At 46.4% G+C, this 15,440-nt stretch carries 17 protein-coding genes; 9 read left to right on the forward strand and 8 right to left on the reverse strand.

Annotated features, from left to right (window positions below; all coding sequences use genetic code 11):
• Position 1: 1 nt before the first annotated feature.
• Genes Q0394_RS07060 through rsmA form a run of 3 tightly spaced genes read right to left on the reverse strand, consistent with a single transcriptional unit; the run spans position 2 to position 3,932 of the window.
• Positions 2–961 carry a KpsF/GutQ family sugar-phosphate isomerase gene (locus Q0394_RS07060; protein WP_298789647.1) on the reverse strand — a complete coding sequence of 320 codons (960 nt, stop codon included), beginning with the start codon at positions 959–961 and terminating at the stop codon, positions 2–4.
• Between the two features lie 9 nt (positions 962–970).
• Positions 971–3,121, reverse strand: a complete 2,151-nt coding sequence (locus tag Q0394_RS07065; protein ID WP_298946407.1) for a ribonuclease J — start codon at positions 3,119–3,121, stop codon at positions 971–973.
• On the reverse strand, positions 3,069–3,932 hold the full coding sequence (gene rsmA / locus Q0394_RS07070) for a 16S rRNA (adenine(1518)-N(6)/adenine(1519)-N(6))-dimethyltransferase RsmA (RefSeq protein ID WP_298946409.1): 864 nt from the start codon (positions 3,930–3,932) through the stop codon (positions 3,069–3,071). The genes Q0394_RS07065 and rsmA overlap by 53 nt, the downstream gene beginning before the upstream one ends.
• A 103-nt stretch (positions 3,933–4,035) precedes the next feature.
• Here rsmA and hisF point away from each other — a divergent pair, with 103 nt between their 5' ends.
• Genes hisF through Q0394_RS07095 form a run of 5 tightly spaced genes read left to right on the forward strand, consistent with a single transcriptional unit; the run spans position 4,036 to position 6,789 of the window.
• Entirely contained in the window at positions 4,036–4,791 is a 756-nt protein-coding gene (hisF, locus tag Q0394_RS07075; protein ID WP_298946410.1) for an imidazole glycerol phosphate synthase subunit HisF, read from the forward strand.
• Positions 4,792–4,828: 37 nt separating this feature from the next.
• Positions 4,829–5,494 carry a purine-nucleoside phosphorylase gene (locus Q0394_RS07080; RefSeq protein WP_298946412.1) on the forward strand — a complete coding sequence of 222 codons (666 nt, stop codon included), beginning with the start codon at positions 4,829–4,831 and terminating at the stop codon, positions 5,492–5,494.
• Positions 5,491–6,582, forward strand: a complete 1,092-nt coding sequence (rlmN, locus tag Q0394_RS07085; RefSeq protein ID WP_298946413.1) for a 23S rRNA (adenine(2503)-C(2))-methyltransferase RlmN — start codon at positions 5,491–5,493, stop codon at positions 6,580–6,582. Before Q0394_RS07080 ends, rlmN begins: the two co-directional genes overlap by 4 nt.
• On the forward strand, positions 6,579–6,683 hold the full coding sequence (locus tag Q0394_RS07090; protein WP_295147635.1) for a cellulose biosynthesis protein BcsF: 105 nt from the start codon (positions 6,579–6,581) through the stop codon (positions 6,681–6,683). The genes rlmN and Q0394_RS07090 overlap by 4 nt, the downstream gene beginning before the upstream one ends.
• On the forward strand, positions 6,664–6,789 hold the full coding sequence (locus Q0394_RS07095; protein ID WP_298946414.1) for a hypothetical protein: 126 nt from the start codon (positions 6,664–6,666) through the stop codon (positions 6,787–6,789). Before Q0394_RS07090 ends, Q0394_RS07095 begins: the two co-directional genes overlap by 20 nt.
• Positions 6,790–7,460: 671 nt before the next feature.
• On the opposite strand, the gene Q0394_RS07100 is transcribed toward Q0394_RS07095, so the two are convergent.
• The gene (locus Q0394_RS07100; protein ID WP_298946415.1) at positions 7,461–7,634 is read right to left on the reverse strand and encodes a hypothetical protein; all 174 of its coding nucleotides are present in this window, start codon (positions 7,632–7,634) and stop codon (positions 7,461–7,463) included.
• A 10-nt stretch (positions 7,635–7,644) separates the two neighbouring features.
• A complete protein-coding gene (locus tag Q0394_RS07105) occupies positions 7,645–8,553 on the reverse strand; it encodes an RluA family pseudouridine synthase (RefSeq protein ID WP_298946416.1) in 909 nt (302 codons plus the stop codon).
• Between the two features lie 124 nt (positions 8,554–8,677).
• On the opposite strand from Q0394_RS07105, the gene purB reads away from it, so the two are divergent.
• Positions 8,678–10,021, forward strand: coding sequence for an adenylosuccinate lyase (gene purB, locus Q0394_RS07110; protein WP_298946417.1), 1,344 nt, complete (start codon positions 8,678–8,680; stop codon positions 10,019–10,021).
• Entirely contained in the window at positions 10,021–12,396 is a 2,376-nt protein-coding gene (locus Q0394_RS07115; RefSeq protein ID WP_298946418.1) for a ribonucleoside-diphosphate reductase subunit alpha, read from the forward strand. Before purB ends, Q0394_RS07115 begins: the two co-directional genes overlap by 1 nt.
• Before the next feature lie 263 nt (positions 12,397–12,659).
• Here Q0394_RS07115 and tpx read toward each other — a convergent pair whose 3' ends face one another.
• Positions 12,660–13,184: a thiol peroxidase gene (gene tpx / locus Q0394_RS07120; RefSeq protein ID WP_298946419.1), complete on the reverse strand. Its 525-nt coding sequence runs from the start codon at positions 13,182–13,184 to the stop codon at positions 12,660–12,662.
• Between the two features lie 148 nt (positions 13,185–13,332).
• Here tpx and nrdD point away from each other — a divergent pair, with 148 nt between their 5' ends.
• Positions 13,333–13,494, forward strand: a complete 162-nt coding sequence (gene nrdD / locus Q0394_RS07125) for an anaerobic ribonucleoside-triphosphate reductase (protein WP_009494742.1) — start codon at positions 13,333–13,335, stop codon at positions 13,492–13,494.
• A gap of 17 nt (positions 13,495–13,511) precedes the next feature.
• Positions 13,512–14,198: an anaerobic ribonucleoside-triphosphate reductase activating protein gene (locus Q0394_RS07130; protein ID WP_298946420.1), complete on the forward strand. Its 687-nt coding sequence runs from the start codon at positions 13,512–13,514 to the stop codon at positions 14,196–14,198.
• 129 nt (positions 14,199–14,327) lie between these two features.
• On the opposite strand, the gene Q0394_RS07135 is transcribed toward Q0394_RS07130, so the two are convergent.
• Positions 14,328–14,843, reverse strand: a complete 516-nt coding sequence (locus Q0394_RS07135; protein WP_298946421.1) for a hypothetical protein — start codon at positions 14,841–14,843, stop codon at positions 14,328–14,330.
• 132 nt (positions 14,844–14,975) lie between these two features.
• Positions 14,976–15,410, reverse strand: coding sequence for a hypothetical protein (locus tag Q0394_RS07140; RefSeq protein ID WP_298792704.1), 435 nt, complete (start codon positions 15,408–15,410; stop codon positions 14,976–14,978).
• Positions 15,411–15,440 lie beyond the last annotated feature (30 nt).

Below are 15,440 nucleotides of genomic sequence, written 5' to 3' on the forward strand. Positions count from 1 at the left end.
TTTATAGTCCTAAATTTGCAAGGTCGTGTATGTGTAAAACGCCGACCGGAACGCCGTTTTCTACGACGGCTAGTAGCTGTATCTTATACCGCTCGATGAGCGCTAACGCATCTATCGCTAACATCTCTTTATCATTTAGCTCTTTTGGCTTTATCGTCGCGTATTTGATCGCAGCGTCGTTTAGATCAAAGTCCTCTCTCATCAGCGCGCGCCTAAGGTCTCCGTCGCTTAAAATCGCATCCAAAACGCCGTCTTTATCGACGATCAAAACTGTACCGAGTTTGCCGTGCGTCATCGTGTCGATCGCCTGTTTTAAGCTCGCATTCCAGCGTACTATCGGCAAATTTTCGCTTCTCATCACGTCTTTTACTTTTAAAAATAATCTCTTGCCAAGACTTCCACCTGGATGAAAATTTGCAAAATCCTCTTTTTTAAAGCCTCGCTTTTCCATCAGGCAAACGGCTAACGCATCACCTAGAGCTAACGTTAGCGTCGTCGAGCTAGTCGGTGCGGCATCTAGCGGGCAGGCCTCTTTGCTAACGTCAAGCTTCACAAACGCGTCGCTAAATTTACCCAGCGTGCTAAATTTATCCCTCGCCATCGCAACTATCGGTACGCCAAAACGCTGCACATGAGGTAGGATCTTGGTTAGCTCCTCGCTCTCGCCGCTAAAGCTGATAGCTAGCAGCGTATCGTCCTTGCCGATCATACCCAGGTCGCCGTGCATCGCCTCGGTCGGATGCATGAAAAAGCTAGGCGTACCAGTGCTAGCAAGCGTCGCGGCGATCTTTGCGCCGACGTGTCCACTTTTACCCACGCCCGTAACCACGACTTTGCCTTTGGTTTGGTATAAAATCTCGACCGCTTTTTCAAATTCGCCGTCTAAAATTTCGGCATTTCTTGTTAGCTCGTTAGCTTCGGTCTTTAGCACGTTAGCAGCTATTTTTATCATCTCGCTCATTTTACGCCCTTACATCAGGTATATGATCGGCACGATAGTCGGGTATTTTTTGACTTTTCTAAATATATGCTTGCGGATGACTTGGCGCACCTGCCCCTCGAGTATCCTGCCGTCTTTTAAAAGCTCCTCTTTAACGTTACTTAGATACTGCTCCAGCACTCCCTCCATCTCTTTTCTAAACTCGCCGTCTTGCTTATCGCCCACGAGTCCGTAGCTGATGACGCGAGGCTTGTTTATGAGCTTAGCGCCGTGGCGGGAAATTTGCGCGATGATCATCACGACGCCCGCTTCGGCCAAATTTTGCCTGTCGATCACGACGTCGTCTGAAATTTGCTTGTTGATTTGGTTATCGATAAAGACTTTGCCAGTTTTTACCGTCTTGGCGCGCTTCATGTATTTTTGGCAAATTTCTATCTGATCGCCGTCGCTCATCAGATAGATGTTTCGCTCGTCCACGCCACATGCCACGGCCGTTTCTTTATGTTTTGCGATGTGGTTGTACTCGCCGTGGATCGGGAGGAAAAATTTAGGCTTTATCAGGCGCAGCATCAGCTTTTGCTCCTCTTGCGCTGCGTGACCGCTCACGTGTATCTCGCTAAAGTCCTGATACGCGACGCTAGCGCCTGATTTGATGAGGAAATTTAGCACCGTAGAGACGCTGCTTTCGTTGCCCGGGATCGCCTTTGAGCTGATGATGATCTGATCGGTCGGCTTTATTTTTATATATTTGTGCTCATCGGTAGCCATGCGGTATAGCGCGCTCATCGTCTCGCCCTGAGAGCCGGTGGTGACGATCAGCACCTCGTTATCTTTAAATTTGCCGACTTCGTTAGCGTCGATAAAAATTTTCTTATCCAGCTTGATGTAGCCAAGCTCCATCGCAGTGTAGAGGTTGCGCTCCATGCTGCGGCCGATGACGCAGACCTTGCGGTTGTATTTTAGTCCCCAGTCGATCGCCTGATAAACGCGATGGATGTTGGAGCTAAACGTGCTCATTATCACGCGGCCTTTGGCTTTGGAAAATATCGCGTCAAAGGTCTTACCCACGCTGCTTTCGCTTTTAGTAAAGCCCTCTCGGTAGCTGTTCGTGCTATCGCTCATGAGGCACAGTACGCCGCGTTCGCCGTAATAGGCTAGGCGCCCCAGATCGGTAGGATAGCCGTCGATCGGGGTGTGGTCAATCTTAAAGTCGCCCGTGTGGATGATGGTACCCGCCTTTGTCGTGATGGCAAGCGCGCTGGCATCGATGATAGAGTGCGTGATATGTATCCACTCGACCTCAAAATCTCCTATCAGATACGGCTTACGCTTTTCAACCGAGCGGAAAAGCGAACGCTCCTGCTTTAGGCCGTGCTCTTCAAATTTGTTATTTATCATACCCAGCGGCAACGGCGTGGCGTAAATAGGAAATTTAAACTCTTTATAAAAGTAGGGAACCGCACCGATGTGATCCTCGTGTGCGTGCGTGATGACGACGCCTTTTATCTTGTCTTTTATCTTGCGTACGTAGTCAAAGTCGGGGATCAGGATATCCACGCCGTGCATACTCTCGCTAGGAAAGCTCATGCCAATATCTACGATGATCGCGCTCGTGTCAGTTTCAAAAACGGTCATATTTCCGCCGATTTCGCCCAGCCCACCAAGAGGCGTGATGCGGATCCTGTGATCGGTCGAGTTTAGGTATTTCATCGGCTCCAGGCGCAGTTCGTGGACGGCCTTATTTGCCTCCATAGACGCGGCGATATCTTGCTGCCACTGCTCGTTACCGTTTAGCTTAGCGGGTAAATTTTTCTTTGGTTTTCTCTGTTTTTTCGGTTTAGCTTCGCCCGTTTGATTTTCGGTGTTAGCAGCTTGTTTGTTAGCGTTTTTATTATCGTTTTGCACGCTGTTTTGAGAGTTTTGTTTGTTATTTTTACTGCGATTTCTTTTGCCGTTTTGTTTGTTAGTATTAGCTTGCTCGCCGTTTTGCGCCTGCTGTTCGCCGCCGTCAAAAGGCTCTAAAAAGAAATTATCTATCACGCTTTGACTAGCTTTTTGCTCGCCATTTTGCGTGTTTTGGTCTAAATTTTCTTGCTTATTTTTATTTCTCGGGCGAAATCTGCGCTTTTTATTGCTCTTGCCCTGAGAAACTACCGCTTTTTCTTCGTTTTTGTCGTTCATTATCTTCCTTTAAATTTTTAAATACTTCTAGATAAAGATCGACATTTAGCTCATGCGGACGGATGTTTGTGCTCAAATTTAGCATGCTGAAAATTCGCTCGACTTCGGGCTTTTCGTAGCTTGAGCTCAAATTTTTCATCAGCGTTTTTCTGGGCGCGCTAAAGGCGATTTTGAGGTAAGTTTTAAATTTTTCGTATTCAAATTTACTCTCAAATATACCCGTTTCGCCTATTAAATTTTTACTTTTTTGCAGTTTTATAACCGAGGAAGTCACCTTCGGCGGTGGGTTAAAGTAGCTCGCATCCACGTCAAAAAGCAGCTCGCAGCTACCTTGAAGCGAGGCTAAAATCGCCAAAGAGCTAAAATCTCTATCGCCGCTTTTCGCGCTAAATTTGAGCGCGACTTCTTTTTGTATCATCACGACCAGGCCGCGACATTTCTCGTCTTCGATCGCATTTAGGATCATCTTCGTAGCAACGTAGTAGGGCAGGTTTGCCGCTAAAAAATACGGCTCATCGTTTAAGCCGCTTTCGCTCCACTGATCCAGCGCGTCTTTGCAAAAAAGTTTCAATCGTCCGTTTTGAATTTCGTTTGCGAATTTTTTCTGTAGCAACGCAAAAAGCTCGGTATCTATCTCGTAGCTAGTTACGCCGCAAATCCGCAAAATTCTAAATGTCAAATCACCTAAGCCAGGCCCAATCTCAACGATATTTTGCGTATATTTGGGAATCGCTTGGATGATTTTGTTTAGCGTCGCTTCGTCGTGTAAAAAATTTTGTCCGAAGCATTTTTTTGCTTTGATATTTTCCATTTTTTTCCTAAATTTCGCCGATTTTACCCAAAAATATCTTATGTAATGATTAGATAAGTCAAATTTAGGTAAAATAAAGCAAAATTTTAGCTAAAGAAGAGCGATGAATCATTTTGCAAAACGCATAATCCCATGCCTAGACGTCAAAGACGGACGGGTGGTAAAGGGCGTAAATTTCGTAGGTCTCGTGGACGCTGGCGACCCGGTCGAGATAGCCAAACGCTACAACGAGGAGGGCGCAGACGAGCTGTGCTTCCTCGATATCACGGCGTCGCACCTTGAGTGCGATACGATCGTAGACGTCGTAGAGCGGGTCGCGCGCGAGCTTTTTATCCCGCTGACTGTTGGTGGCGGCATACGCACGATCGACGATATATCGCGCCTACTAAACGTCGGTTGCGACAAAATCAGCCTCAACTCAGCCGCGATAAAAAATCCAAATTTGATAGACGAAGCGGCAAATAAATTCGGCTCGCAGTGCGTCGTAGTTGCGATCGACGCGAAGAAAACGGACGAGGGCTATAGCGTTTTTATAAACGGCGGCAGGCTAAATACCGGCAAAGATGCTCTTGCCTGGGCAAAAGAGGCGCAGGAGCGAGGCGCAGGCGAAATTTTACTCACGTCGATGGACTGCGACGGCGTCAAAAACGGCTTTGAGTTAAATTTGACGCGGATTTTTAGCGCGCTTGATATCCCCGTGATCGCAAGCGGTGGTGCGGGCAATATGGAGCACTTTAAGGACGCATTTTTGGCGGGTGCAGACGCGTGCTTGGCAGCCTCTATCTTCCACTTTAGAGAGATCGAAATCAAGGGGCTTAAGAGATATTTGCGAGAGCAAGGTATCGAGGTTAGGCTGTGAAATTTGAGCTCAAATTTAGTGCGCAAAAGGACGGGACGTGATTATCTCAGCCGGACGAAACGAAATATTTGCATTCGCTCTACCTATGGGCGTGGGGCTAGTGGATATGAGCATAAATTTGACGGCGCTTTTGCAAAAGCGAGCTATGGCTGATGGTCGCGGTAGATACGAGCAAAATTTGACGGCTAAGCAGCAGCTTGACGAGAGGCTAAATTTGATAGATTCGCCTATTTTGCAAAGTGTAAAAACCTCACAAAACCCGGATAAAATTCTTAACGCGTTACCGAGTGAAATCATTTTTATAGGCTCGGCAGGACTTTACAAGGAAGGTGAAATTTTTAAAATTTACGAGAGCTCGGTCGTAGCAAATATTGAAATTTCAAGCCTAGAGAACAAAAACTATTCGCCGATAGAGAGTGAAATAGCTTCTGTTGTTCCACGTGGAACATGCAAGGTAAATTCCTCAAATTTCATCACGACCGATCAAAATTTAGCTCACGAGCTTTTTGATCGCGGATATTTTTTAGAAAATATGGAATTTTTTGCCGTCCTTAAAGTCGCACAAAAATTTCAAATCCCCGCTTACGGCATATTCGTAGCGACGAATTTCTGCGACAAAAACGCGCACGCAGACTTTAGCAAAAACCACGAGCAAGCCAAAAAAGAGCTCGAAAAATACCTAAAACAAAAGGGAAACATTTGAAAAATTTGCTTGATTTTACATTTGACGAGCTAAAAGAACAGCTCTCGCCGCCGTTTCGCGCGAAGCAAATTTTCGAATGGCTATATAAGAAAAATGCAACTAGTTTTGATGAAATGCTAAATTTGCCAAAGGATTTGCGCGCGAATTTGGCGCGGGAGTTTTACCTCGATCCGTTAAAATGCGTCAAATTTGAGCAGAGCAGCGACGGCTCTATAAAGTATCTTTTCGAGCTCAAAGACGGGCTGCGTATCGAAAGCGTGTTGCTGCCGATGAAAGAGGAGCTCAACGATAAAAACGGCGAGGTGGCGCGCCACGCTCGTTATACGATCTGCGTTAGCTCGCAGGTAGGCTGCCGCATGGGCTGTTCGTTTTGCCTAACGGGCAAGAGCGGACTAACGAGAAACCTAACGCCGGGCGAGATCGTAGGGCAAATTTTATGGATAAAAAGAGAAAATAAAATCCCCTACGAACGCCGCGTAAACGTCGTATATATGGGTATGGGCGAGCCACTAGATAACCTAGAAAACGTTAGTAAAGCCATAAAAATTTTAAAGGAAAACGACGGGTTAGCTATCGCACCGCGCCGCCAGACCGTTAGTACGAGCGGTCTAGGCAGCCAGATAAAAAAGCTCGGCGAGATGGATCTGGGCGTGCTGTTAGCGATATCTTTGCACGCCGTTACTAACGAGCTTCGCAGCAAACTGATGCCGATAAATAACGCCTACAAAATCGAGTCCGTTATGGAGGCGGTGAGGGGGTTTCCCATCGATATGCGCAAGCGAGTGATGTTTGAATATCTCGTCATAAAAGATATGAACGACGGTATAAGGGACGCCAAAAAGCTCGTTTCGCTGCTACACGGCATCAAGGCAAAGGTAAATTTGATCTACTTTAATCCGCACGAGGGTAGCGAATACGGACGCCCAAACACAGCCGACATGGAGGCATTTCAGACGTATCTGCGCGATCACGGCGTGACCTGCACCATCAGGCAGAGCAAGGGGCTAGATATCAGCGCAGCGTGCGGTCAGCTAAAAGAGCGCGACAACCAAACGAGCGGCAAAACGATAGCCAAGGCGGCAAAATGACGCTACTTGATATATCCCAGATAGTTTTCGTCTGCGTTGTTGTTTTTGCAGGGCTCGGACTGATTATAAAGACGGCTTTTTATGATGAACAAAACCGATGATATAGCATTTTTGAGAGAGCAAATAGACAGAAATAACGACAGCTCGTTTTTTGTTTTGCTCTACGATTTTTGCTATTTTGATAAGAAAATTTTCAAAAAATCCTAAAAATCTGCCTAGAAACCGAGATAGAAGATAAAAAATTTAAGGACCGAAATTTTAGATATTTTGCACTTTACGACCTATTTGATGCTCTGTCACCGTGATAAAAAGGATGTATACAAGATAAAAAATTTCAAAAAAGTAGAAAAAAATTCGGCGATTATTTTTAAACCATAAGGCAGATCGGTAAAAATTTATAATGCAATAACAGCGAAAACAAAACCGTAAAGTTTATGAGTTGCGATTAAATTTTATTTTTTAATAAACATACAATATTCCGTCGTCGTAGCTAAATTTATCCTGCCTTCTTACGCTATCGCCTACAAATGTAATCGGATTATAAGCCTGTCGGGGCTTTGGCGCATTGCACTCCCAACCGCAAGGAAGGTAGCCTAAATTTAATATTTTTAGCAAATTTGTATTGAAATCAATGCGGAAATTTAGGCAAATTTTACGTATACCGCACTCTTGAAATGCGCGCAAAACAATCGGAAGCACCGAATAGCCATAGGTCTCGCTCGGAAAGTCGCATGTCTGAATATCTTGAATCAATCGCTCTTTTTTAGTTGACAAAATCTCTCGCGCAGTAACTGCGAGATCATCCGTAAGCAAGTATTGCCGTAAAATTTGATCGCTAAAACGGCAAATTTCGGCAAAAATATCAAGATCGATATCGCTCACTCGTTTGATTTTAACAGCTTTGGTAGCTGCTTAAATTTTGTAAATTTAACGCGAAACGGAGCGAAAATTTTATCAACATATAACGAGTGTTTGCCAACGCTTTTAAACCAGTTTTGCGTATTTAGTCCGCTTTCAAATTCTGATTTTAATTGCTTGATGTCTAAATTCATTGCTTATCTTTTATTTTAATTTTACGAGGTTATAAAACTCATTTTTAGCGTCAAATTTGGATTTTATTTTGTACTCTACGCCATCAAATTTAAAACTAATTTCATCCGAATGTAGTAGCAACCTCAGTGCACCAGTCGTTAAAATTCGCTCGCTTTCGCTTATCTCTTTATCTAAAATTTTCTCGATTTGCGGTCGTGATAGCCCGTAGAGCGGTTCGCCTAAAATCTTATGTTCCACGTGGAACAAATGTAAGCGAATTTGATGCTGCCTGCCCGTGAGTGGTACAGCTCGAACCAGCGTCGCATCGATATCGGCAAAATACTCTATCGGCAAAATCTCCGTTACTGCACTTTTGCCATCCTCGCAAATTCGCATTCGCATTTTCACGTCGTCATAGTCGTTTGCTAGATCCATATTCGCTTCGATACGCAAATTTTCGCTTATTTTTCCGTACACGAGCGCGACGTAACTTTTATAAACCTGTCTGTTTTCAAAAAGTTTTTTCAAATTTACGACCGCATTTTTATCTTTACCAACGACGATGAGTCCGCTAGTTTCACAGTCCAGCCGATGTGCGACCGACGCCTCGCGGCCGTAGAGCGACCAAATTTCGTCATTTAGCGAGTACTCGCAGTGCCTGCCGTTTGGGTGACTGAGCACGCCGCTAGGTTTATCAAAAACGGCAAATTTATCGCACTCAAAAATCGGCTGTAAACCGCGCGGGTTCGTCTCATACTCTATCAAGCAAATTTCGCCGCTTAGCAATGCGTTTTTCTCGCTGACGACTACGCCGTCGCAGATAAGTCTGCCTTTGTCAATGAGCCGCTGGGCTTCGCGCATCTTATAGCCGTTTTGCAGTAAAATTTCGTACGCTTTTTGCCCTTCGGCATTCGCGATAAATTTATGAATATAAGGCAATTTTCACTCTTTAAATCTAAAATTTAAGGGCAAATTTAGCGGATACTAACCGCCTTTTCAGCCCAGTTTTTATATAATCTTTCCTTAAAAAATTATATAAAAATTCGCATAAAAAAGGCTAAAGATGGTAGAGAGATATTCGCGCGAACAGATGGCGCAGAAGTGGAATATGCAGGCAAAATACAGTGCGTGGCTGGAAGTCGAAAAGGCTGCGGTCAAGGCATGGAATAAGCTGGGCTTCATCAGCGATGTGGACTGCGAGAAAATTTGCAAAAACGCCAAATTTGACGTAGCACGCATTGACGAGATCGAAAAGACGACCAAGCACGACGTGATCGCGTTTCTAACGAGCGTGAGCGAGAGTCTGGGCGAGGAGAGCCGCTTCGTGCACTACGGCATGACTAGCTCAGACTGCATCGACACCGCCGTCGCGCTTCAGATCAAAAGCAGCATGGAGCTTATTATCGAGGACGTAAAAGGCCTCATGAGCGCGATCAAAACCAGAGCTCAGGAGCACAAAAACACGATGATGGTCGGCCGCAGCCACGGCATCCACGGCGAACCGATCACCTTCGGGCTCGTGCTCGCGGTGTGGTACGACGAGGTCGCGCGCGCACTAAAGCTACTGCAAGACGCCAAAGAGGTCGCAGCATACGGCAAACTAAGCGGCGCGATGGGAAATTTCGCTCACGCTCCGCTCGAGTTTGAGGAGCTAACCTGCGAGCAGCTAGGCCTAAAGCCAGCCCCAGCGTCAAATCAAGTCATCCAGCGCGATCGCTACGCCCACGTCATCAGCGCGATCGCTGTCTTAGCCGCCACCTGCGAAAAGATCGCCGTCGCCGTGCGCCACTTCCAAAGGACGGAGGTTTACGAGGCCGAGGAGTACTTTAGCCCAGGTCAAAAGGGCTCTAGCGCGATGCCGCACAAGCGCAATCCCGTGCTTAGCGAAAACATCACCGGACTTTGCAGGATGCTACGCTCATACGTGACGCCCGCGCTCGAAAACGTCGCGCTCTGGCACGAACGCGACATCAGCCACAGCTCGGTCGAGAGATTTATCCTGCCGGACGCCTTCATCACGGCTGATTTCATGCTAGCGCGCATTACGAATTTGATCGCAAATTTGGTAGTTTATCCGGAAAATATGATGAAAAATCTAAATTTGACCGGTGGGCTAGTATTTTCTCAGCGCGTGCTTCTGCAGCTTCCGCAACGCGGGATTTCGCGCGAAGACGCGTACAAGATCGTACAGCGCAACGCGATGAAGGTTTGGGCGGATCTGCAAGGGGGCAAAAAGGCGATAAACGAAAACGGCGAGAGCCTGTTTTTACAAAATTTGCTCGCCGACGAGGAGCTACGCGCTAGCCTAGGCGAGGCAGAGATAAAAGAGTGCTTTGATTATGCGTATTACGCCAGGCACGTGGATGGGATTTTCGCGAGAGTATTCGGAAAGCAGGGCGAAATTTAATGAAAGTACTCAAACGAAACGGACGCACGGAAGAGCTTGACGTAAGCAAGATCAAAAAATACACGAGCGAGGCGGTCGCAGGGCTAGCAAACGTAAGCCTAAGTGAGCTTGAGGTGGATGCGAAAATTCAATTTCGCGATATGATAACGACCGAGGAGATCCAGCAAACCCTCATCAAAACGGCCGTCGAAAAGATCGACATCGACCGCCCAAACTGGACATTTGTCGCAGCAAGGCTATTTTTATACGACCTTTATCACAAGGTTACGGGCTTTAGCGGCTACAACCACCTACGCGACTATCTGCAAAAAGGCGAAAAAACAGGTCGCGTTATCCCAGGGCTAAAAGAAAAATACGACCTGGACGACCTAAACGACTACATCAGGCCCGAGCGCGACTTACAGTTTGCGTATCTAGGCATCAAGACGCTATACGACCGCTACCTGATCAAAGACCGCAGCGGCGCGCCGATAGAGCTACCGCAGCAGATGTTTATGGCCATAGCGATGTTTCTCGCGCAAAACGAACTAGACTGCCAAGGCTGGGCGAAGAAATTTTACGACCTCATATCTAAATTTGAAGTCATGCTCGCCACTCCGACGCTTTCAAACGCCCGTACGACGCGTCACCAGCTAAGCTCCTGCTACGTAGGAAGCACGCCCGATAATATCGAGGGGATTTTCGATAGTTACAAAGAGATGGCCTTGCTTAGCAAATTTGGCGGCGGTATCGGCTGGGACTGGTGCAAGGTGCGCGCTATGGGAGGCAGCATCGACGGACATAAAAACGCGGCCGGCGGCATCATACCGTTTCTAAAAGTCACGAACGACATCGCCGTCGCCGTCGATCAGCTAGGCACAAGAAAGGGTGCGATAGCCGTCTACGTCGAGCCGTGGCACATGGACGTGAGCGATTTCCTCGATCTACGCAAAAACTCGGGCGAAGAGCGACGCAGAGCGCATGAGCTATTCCCTGCGCTTTGGATAAACGACCTTTTCATGAAGCGCGTCAAAGAAAACGCTCGCTGGAGCCTCTTTGATCCAGCAGAGGTTGCCGATCTGTGCGATCTATACGGCGAAGCATTCGAGGAACGCTACCTAGCATACGAAAACGACGAAAAGATCCAAAAAAACGTCGTCATGGCAAAGGAGCTGTGGAAGAAAATTTTAACTAGCTATTTTGAATCTGGCATGCCATTTTTGTGCTTTAAAGATAATGCCAACAAAGCCAATCCAAACGACCACGACGGCATTATCAGAAGCTCAAATTTATGCACCGAAATTTTCCAAAATACGCAGCCAAACTACTACAAGATCAAGATCACGTTTGAGGGCGGCTCCGAGCAGCTATTTGACGAAGAAGAAGACGTCACGGTTGATAGCGGCATAACCAAAAAGGCCAAAAAGCTAAGCGCGCTAGATAGCATCGATGGGAAACAAATTTTCATCGTCGAAAAAGAAAGCGTCGAGGGCAAAACCGCCGTGTGCAACCTCGCGAGCATAAATTTAAGCAAAATCAACAAAAAAGAGGACATCGAGCGCGTCGTACCGATCGCCGTACGTATGCTAGATAACGTCATCGATCTAAATTTCTACCCGCACAAAAAGGTCAAGCACACCAACCTAGCCTCCCGTTCGATCGGCCTTGGCGTCATGGGCGAGGCGCAGATGTTAGCCGAGCGCGGCGTGAAATGGGGCAGCTACGAGCACCTAGCGCTGATCGATAGCGTGATGGAAAACATAAGCTACAACGCCATCTACGCCAGCTCAAATTTGGCGGTAGAAAAGGGCGTGTATCCGCTTTTTGAAGGCTCAAAGTGGAGTAGGGGAGTGATGCCTATCGACACGGCAAATGCAAACGCCAAAGCGCTTCTAAACGATAGAGGCGGGCTGTTTGACGAGAACGCCTGCGACTGGAGCAAACTACGCGAAAAGGTCAAAAAAGACGGTATGCGAAACGGCTATCTGATGGCGATCGCACCGACGTCGAGCATCAGCATACTCGTGGGCACCACGCAGACGATCGAGCCCGTGTATAAGCGCAAATGGTTCGAGCACAACCTAAGCGGTATGATACCAAACGTCGTGCCAAATCTCAGCCCTGAGACGTGGCAGTTCTACACGCCTGCCTACGAGCTAGATCAGCGCGTACTCGTACGTGCCGGCGCCATCCGCCAAAAGTGGATCGACCAGGGACAGAGCCTAAATATATTTATGAGCCTAGACAAAGCTAGCGGCGGATATCTGAGCGAAATTTACACGCTAGCGTGGGAGCTGGGACTAAAATCGACCTACTATCTACGCTCCGAAAGCCCAGATAGCGAAAAACTAAACAACGTCGCCGATCGCTCAATCGAGTGCGAGGGGTGTCAGTAAAATTTAGATTAAATTTTACTGGTGAGTGCTTAAATTTGCCATAAAATCCAAGCAAATTTAAGCGTGGCTCGCTTTTTCTATATTTGGTTTTACCAAACTCTCTACACCGTTAATTCACAGGCGCTGGCAAAAATAATTTTAATTTTATGGATATTAGTTAAAATTTGATATCGTTATATTAAAAGATGAGAAGCAAATTTAGGTGTAAAAATTTGATAATTTTTGCAGAAAAGACCGCTCTCGCGGCCTTTAAATTTCGCGGCTTACATACACCCGCACCCACAACCTCCGCTTGATTTTATCGCGTCAAATACCGCGTCGTAGTTCGGCTCGTCCGTGATCTCTGGGACGATTTGTTTGTGGATGACGACACCGTCTTTGATAACGAAAACGGCTCTAGCTAAAAGCCCCGCAAGCGGCCCTTCGCCGATGATTATGCCGTATTTTTCGCCAAACTCTCTAGCTCTAAAGTCGCTGCCGACTTTTAAATTTTTGATGCCCTCCGTAGAGCAAAATCTCCCCATCGCAAACGGCAGATCCATAGAAATCAAGCTTAGTTTGATCGCTTGTTTCGCTGCCATTTTTTCGTTAAATTTACGCGTCTCAGTCGCGCAAACGCCCGTATCTAGCGACGGCACTGCGACTAGTATCTCGATGCCGCTGTTGCCGCCAACCTTAAACTCGCCTAGATCCTGCCCGACTAGCGCGACCTCTGGCGCATACGAACCTACAAATACCTCTTCGCCTTTTAGCGCGACGTCTGCGCCGTGAAATTTGACTTTTGTCATATTTTTCCTTTGTTTTAAATTTAATCGTAACGTGGATATTACCATACTTTTAACAATGGCTGAAAAATAAAGACGTGCCGAGAAATTTAAGACGGTAGTTATCTACAAAGTGCTATACTATTTGACATCAATTATCAAGGAGTGACAAATGAGCGACAAAGAAATCCTAGCTTCACTCGAAGCAAAACGCACGAAATGCGTCGTCTACACCCGCGTAATGGGCTACCACCGCCCTGTAGAGAGCTTTAACCTCGGCAAAAAAGGCGAGCACAAAGAGCGCGTCAAATTTTGCGAGCCCAAATCCCACTAAAATCTTGCGAGTAAAACGTGAAAGACGCTGATTTTCCGCTTTACTCGCTCACCTCATTTACGACCCTCGACTACCCCGACAAAACGGCCTGTATAGCGTGGTTTGCAGGCTGCAACATGCGTTGCGCCTACTGTTACAACGTCCCTATCGTCACGGGCGTCGGACAGATCAGCCGTGCTGAGTTTATCAAATTTTTAGACAAGCGCAAAGGCAAACTTAGCGGTGTAGTTTTTAGCGGCGGCGAATGCACGCTTAGTCCAGCTTTTTTGCCGCTAGCTCGCGAGGTAAAGTCGCGCGGCTTTTCGCTCAAAGTCGATACTAACGGCTCAAATTTAACCGCGCTTGGACAGGCTATCTCATTAAATTTGATCGACTATATCGCGCTTGATTTTAAAGCGCCGAAAGAGAAATTTCTAAAGGTTACCAGCTCAAATTTGTATAAAAACTTCTTGCAAACGCTTGAGTTTTTGCTGCAAAATGGCCTTAAATTTGAAGTTAGAACGACGGTGCACGCGGACTTGCTGGATGAGGGCGATATCTCGGCGATGAGCGAGATATTGTACGAGCACGGATACAGAGGCGTTTACTATCTACAAAATTTCCTAAACACGGGCGAAAATTTTGGAAATTTAGCGCAGGCAAAGGCTAAATTTGATCCAAATTTGATACGTTCAAATTTGGAAATAGGGCTTAGGAATTTTTAGTAAATTTAGTCAAATTTGACGCTCAAAAGGGCAAATTTGGCGCTCAAAATCTCGCAAATCATCACTTCCAGTTGTGATATTTGCTGATTTTAATAAATGTCACGATCTTTTTTAGCTCGGGCGCATCGCTTAGAGCCTGCATTTTATGCCATATTTGCCTTTTTTGAGCTCAGCACGAAGCAAAACTTTACCGTGCGCAAAGCCTCCGTTTTGCACGCTGCACCATGAAGTCTCACCGTATTTTGACAGATCAAACGTTTCGGTTATGGCGCTCAAATTTTGCTTTAGCTCGTTTATTTCGCCACCTTTTGCGTAGCTTATTTTGCGGTTTTGTATGGATTTTAGCACTACTTTTAGCAATATTTTTTCGCCAGTACAGGCCGCTTTTTCCTCTTCACTCGTGCCAATTGGCTCAGGGACGCCCTGCGCCGTATAACCGTAGTATCCAGCCAGCTTAGCAGCTATAGACCTCTCGCAAAACCACTTCGTAAATGCATCGCTGCCGTATCCCGGGAAGGCCTCCTCGCTGAGCTTTTCTTCCTCTTTTTGCTTTTGCGGATCTTGTGCGTAGATGAAACTTATCTCGTAGATACCGGCTTTTTTGACGGTAAAATTTATGTCGGTTGCGCTACCGGCCTCAGGCATGCCGACCCTTTATAAATGCCGTCATCAAGCGCATCGCCTCCCAAAAAATCAAATCCATAATAAAAAGCCACATAAAAAACACCGCTAAAGAGCAGTAAAAATAGGCAAAATTTGAGCTTCAAATTTGAGGTTTTATCTGTTTGGCGCGTAGGTTTTTACCTCATATAGTAAAAAATCATACACGCGCTGCTGCACGAGACCTTCGTGTTCGTCGGCGTCTATGAGCCTGCGCAGATGCTCGAAGTCGATCTTTAGCGCGTAGTTTTTGTTTGCTCTGATGGCCTGATCGATCGCTAAGAGCAAGCTATCAAGCGTCATCGGGTCTTTGCGTTTGATGCGGGAAACATACTCTCTGGTAGTTTCGATAAGTACGCGTTTGCGGTTCTCGTCACTGCCGTAAATTTCGCTTGATATGTCGTATAAATTTGCAAAATCGTCCTCTTCGGGATTGAGCTTGGCTGAGATGATAGCCGCGAAGATCTTCGCGCGAAACTCCAGCGAGCGGTGGTGATAGACCAAAAACTCCCTAAACAACGACAAAAATTTACATTTTATATCAAATCCCATGCTGCCGCCTAAAATATATTTAAGTAAAAT

This window comes from uncultured Campylobacter sp., assembly GCF_938039205.1.
In the GTDB taxonomy this organism is placed as follows: domain Bacteria; phylum Campylobacterota; class Campylobacteria; order Campylobacterales; family Campylobacteraceae; genus Campylobacter_A.